This window comes from Chryseobacterium sp. BGARF1, assembly GCF_001677955.1.
Lineage (GTDB): Bacteria > Bacteroidota > Bacteroidia > Flavobacteriales > Weeksellaceae > Chryseobacterium.
This window is the reverse complement of record NZ_LELA01000158.1, coordinates 1-3,429: the sequence shown is the minus strand read 5'-3', so window position 1 is coordinate 3,429 and position 3,429 is coordinate 1. Positions and strand designations below refer to the sequence as shown.

General features: G+C 32.6%; 3 protein-coding genes. All 3 read left to right on the top strand.

Annotated features, from left to right (window positions below; translation table 11 throughout):
• Nucleotides 1-89 precede the first annotated feature (89 nt).
• Nucleotides 90-368, top strand: a complete 279-nt coding sequence (locus AB671_RS21125; RefSeq protein ID WP_066680985.1) for a hypothetical protein — start codon at nt 90-92, stop codon at nt 366-368.
• A gap of 321 nt (nt 369-689) precedes the next feature.
• Complete coding sequence (locus tag AB671_RS21120; RefSeq protein ID WP_066680987.1) at nt 690-1,364, top strand: DUF2490 domain-containing protein; 675 nt, start codon at nt 690-692, stop codon at nt 1,362-1,364.
• Nucleotides 1,365-1,642: 278 nt separating this feature from the next.
• Complete coding sequence (locus AB671_RS21115; protein ID WP_066680982.1) at nt 1,643-3,253, top strand: Na+/H+ antiporter; 1,611 nt, start codon at nt 1,643-1,645, stop codon at nt 3,251-3,253.
• The last annotated feature ends 176 nt before the right edge of the window (nt 3,254-3,429 follow it).

Genomic DNA, 3,429 nt, shown 5'->3' with positions numbered 1-3,429 from the left:
TGAACTTCTAATGGAAAGTTCTGAAAACATGGTCAAATTATCTGCCATAAAATTATTACTCAATAAAATTTAAACAGCCTCTAAATATTATGAGTATAAAAAACAAAGTTGCTGCATTTTTTTCTTTGTGTTTTGTAGTACTTGTTGCGTTTATTACTGGAATAATCGTTTATGAAAGAAGATCTTCTTCAAGATTTAAAAATACACCTTTAAAGATTTCCGAGAGAGATTTAAAAAGTGAATGGGGAGAGCCGAAGAGAATAAGTCAAAACGGTGAAACTAAAGTATCATTTTACAATTCGCTTTTTACCTATTATGCTTTTTCAATAGATGAAAATAATAAGGTAATCCGTAAATATCAAGACTAAACTTATCTTTTAAAGAATTTTTGCTATTATAGATTTTTAATATTAATTTTGTTAAATATGATAGATGAATAAAATAATCATTCTATCATTTTGAGTATTTATTTTGACTTAGAAAATCGGAGCGTTAAGAAAATTAAGGATGTGAACGTTAAGAAAATTCTATTGTTTGAGTGCGGGATAAAATAAGAAATAAAACAACAATCTTAAATACGCACGAGTTTAGAATTTTTAGTGAACAGCCTTTATTTTTAGCGAAGAATTTCAAGTCTTGAATTTTTGTTTCTTTTGTTTCAAGACAAAAGAAAAAGTAACAATAAAATTATGAAGTTTTTTAAAAAGTTAGCTGTTTCTGTTTTGTGTTTTGGAAGTGTTCTGTCATTTGCTCAGGAAAGTGATTTGGGAGCTTGGTATATGTATTTTGGGAATAATAAAATCAGCAAAAAGCTGAATTTCCATAATGAGATTCAATACCGTAATTTTGATGGAATTGGTGATTTGGAACAATTATTAATTCGTACCGGAATTGGTTATGATTTGACAGAAAATAACAATAATATTTTGCTGGGTTATGGTTTTATTTTGAGCCAGCCTTATGTAAAAGGTGAAAAATCAGAAAATATTGAGCACCGTATTTTCCAGCAGTTTATTACAAAGCAGAAGTTCGGAAGATTTAATCTGCAGCACCGTTATCGTTTGGAAGAACGTTTTTTACAGGATGATTTCAGAATGAGGTTCCGTTATTTATTAGGATTGAATATTCCGATCAACAACAAAGAAATGTTGCCGAAAACTCTTTATGTTTCAGCGTATAATGAGATTTTTCTTAATTTAGATAGTCCTGTTTTCGACAGAAATCGAGTTTATGGAGCTTTAGGATTTATCATTAATAAAAATATGAGAATTGAAGCGGGATATATGAATCAGCTTCAGGAAAATAAAAACCGTGGACAGATACAAATCGGTTTTTACAACAATATTCCGTTTACAAAAAATTAATTATTTTTAAACCACAAAAGAAACAAAAGATTTTATGAATCTTACGTTGTTCAAAAGTTTTCAAAATTGTAAATGAAGTAAAATATTACCTTTTGCAACCTTTGAGACCCTCTTTCTTCAATCATTTCTTTTGTTTCTTTTGCGGTTGAAATTTATGTCTCAAAAAACTAAAGTAAAAAAGACTTTGATTCGGTCTTTAAAAACAGAATCTTTAAAGAGTTTTCAAAACTCAGAAAAACTAAAATACTTTTTTTATAACAACTAAATAATCACAGACCATGATTCACGATTATGTAATTATTTCCATCGCTGTACTTTTATCGGTGATGATTTTGGTGATGGTAGGGCAGAAGCTCAAAGTAGCTTATCCGATTTTTCTTGTGATTGCAGGTTTACTCGTAAGCTTTATTCCGGGAATGCCGCAAATAGAAATTGAGCCCGATTTGGTGTTTCTCATATTTCTTCCTCCTATTTTATTTGAAGCGGCCTGGTTTACTTCGTGGCAGGATTTTCATAAATGGAGAAAACAAATTTTCTCGATGGCATTCGGACTGGTTTTCTTAACATCGATTGTTGTTGCCTACCTTTCTTCATCAATTATTCCGGGATTGACCGTTGCAATGGGATTTCTTTTGGGTGGTGTGAATTCTCCTCCAGATGCGGTGGCAGCAACTTCTGTTTTAAAAAACATGAAGATCCCTAAAAAAATTACCACCATTTTAGAAGGCGAAAGTTTAATTAATGACGCGTCGAGTTTAATTGTATTTAAATTTGCTTTGGCTGCGGTAATTTCAGGACAATTTATTTTCCGTGAAGCAGTTACGGATTTCTTTACAATGGCGATTGGCGGTGTTGCAGTAGGGATCGGAGCAGGTTTGGTTTTTGGAAAATTTTTAAGATTAATTCCTTCCAATTCTAATATTGATACTGTAATTACTCTGATTGTTCCTTACGTAATGTACGTTGCAGCAGAACATTTTCATTTTTCCGGAGTTTTGGCGGTTGTTGCAGGAGGATTATTGATGTCTTATAATTCGCATTGTTATTTAAGCCACACTTCGAGAATTCAGACTGGAAACGTTTGGAGCGTCGTTATTTTCTTAATGAATACCATTATTTTTATTTTAATTGGACTTGAATTACCAATTGTAGTTGCAGCAATGAAAGACTATACAATTTCAGAAGGTATTTTTTACAGTATAGTGATTGGAGGCGCTATCATTTTCACTCGTTTGGCTTACAGCTATGCAATTGTTTATGTTCCAAGATTGTTGTCTAAAAAAGTTCGGCAGGAAAATCCAAAACCCGATTGGAAAGAACCTTTTATCATCAGTTTTGCAGCGATGAGAGGAGTGGTTTCTTTGGCGGCTGCACTTTCAATTCCGGTTTATATCAGTCCGGGAGAAGCTTTTCCGCACAGAAATATTATTCTGTTCGTAACTTTTGTGATTATTCTGATTACTTTGGTCGGACAAGGTTTGTTACTTGCGCCGATTTTAAAATTCCTAAAAATTGAAGATGCAGGAAGTGAGCTTCCGGAAGAAAAGCAGGAAGCTATTTTAATGAAAAAATTAAAAGAAACGGCACTTCAAAAACTCACTTCAGATTTCTCTGAATTGTCTGAAAGCAACAGTCTCGTAAAGCATCAGATTTATAAACTGGAAAATGAAATGAAATTAATTGCAGATAAAACGCAATGTATGGGGTCTGCTGTAGATTATGCAACCGCAATGAATGAAAATAAAGATGTTTTAAGACAAGTCATTCAGGCACAGAGAAACGAACTTCACCGTATGAAACGTGAAAAAATATTCGACGACCATGTGATGAGAACCATCGAAATGCAGCTCGATTTTGATGAAGCTAAGATTACAGGATTTGCGCATTAAATTTAGAGTTTATTTATTCTTAAAATATTTTAAGTAGGTTAAAACAATTAACAATATATTTTTGGGCAGCTATTCCGCCCTCCGTTCTCAATCTTTTTTGCCCTCGTTTTTTCAGCAGCAAAAAAGGATTTCCACTCAGGTCGGGCTGCAATCATATTACTTTTCAAAATGTATGG

What these genes read in the sequence shown, in the direction of transcription:
- AB671_RS21125 (WP_066680985.1), top strand. Translation starts at nt 90, where the DNA reads ATGAGTATAAAAAACAAAGTTGCTGCATTTTTTTCTTTGTGTTTTGTA.
- AB671_RS21120 (WP_066680987.1), top strand. Translation starts at nt 690, where the DNA reads ATGAAGTTTTTTAAAAAGTTAGCTGTTTCTGTTTTGTGTTTTGGAAGT.
- AB671_RS21115 (WP_066680982.1), top strand. Translation starts at nt 1,643, where the DNA reads ATGATTCACGATTATGTAATTATTTCCATCGCTGTACTTTTATCGGTG.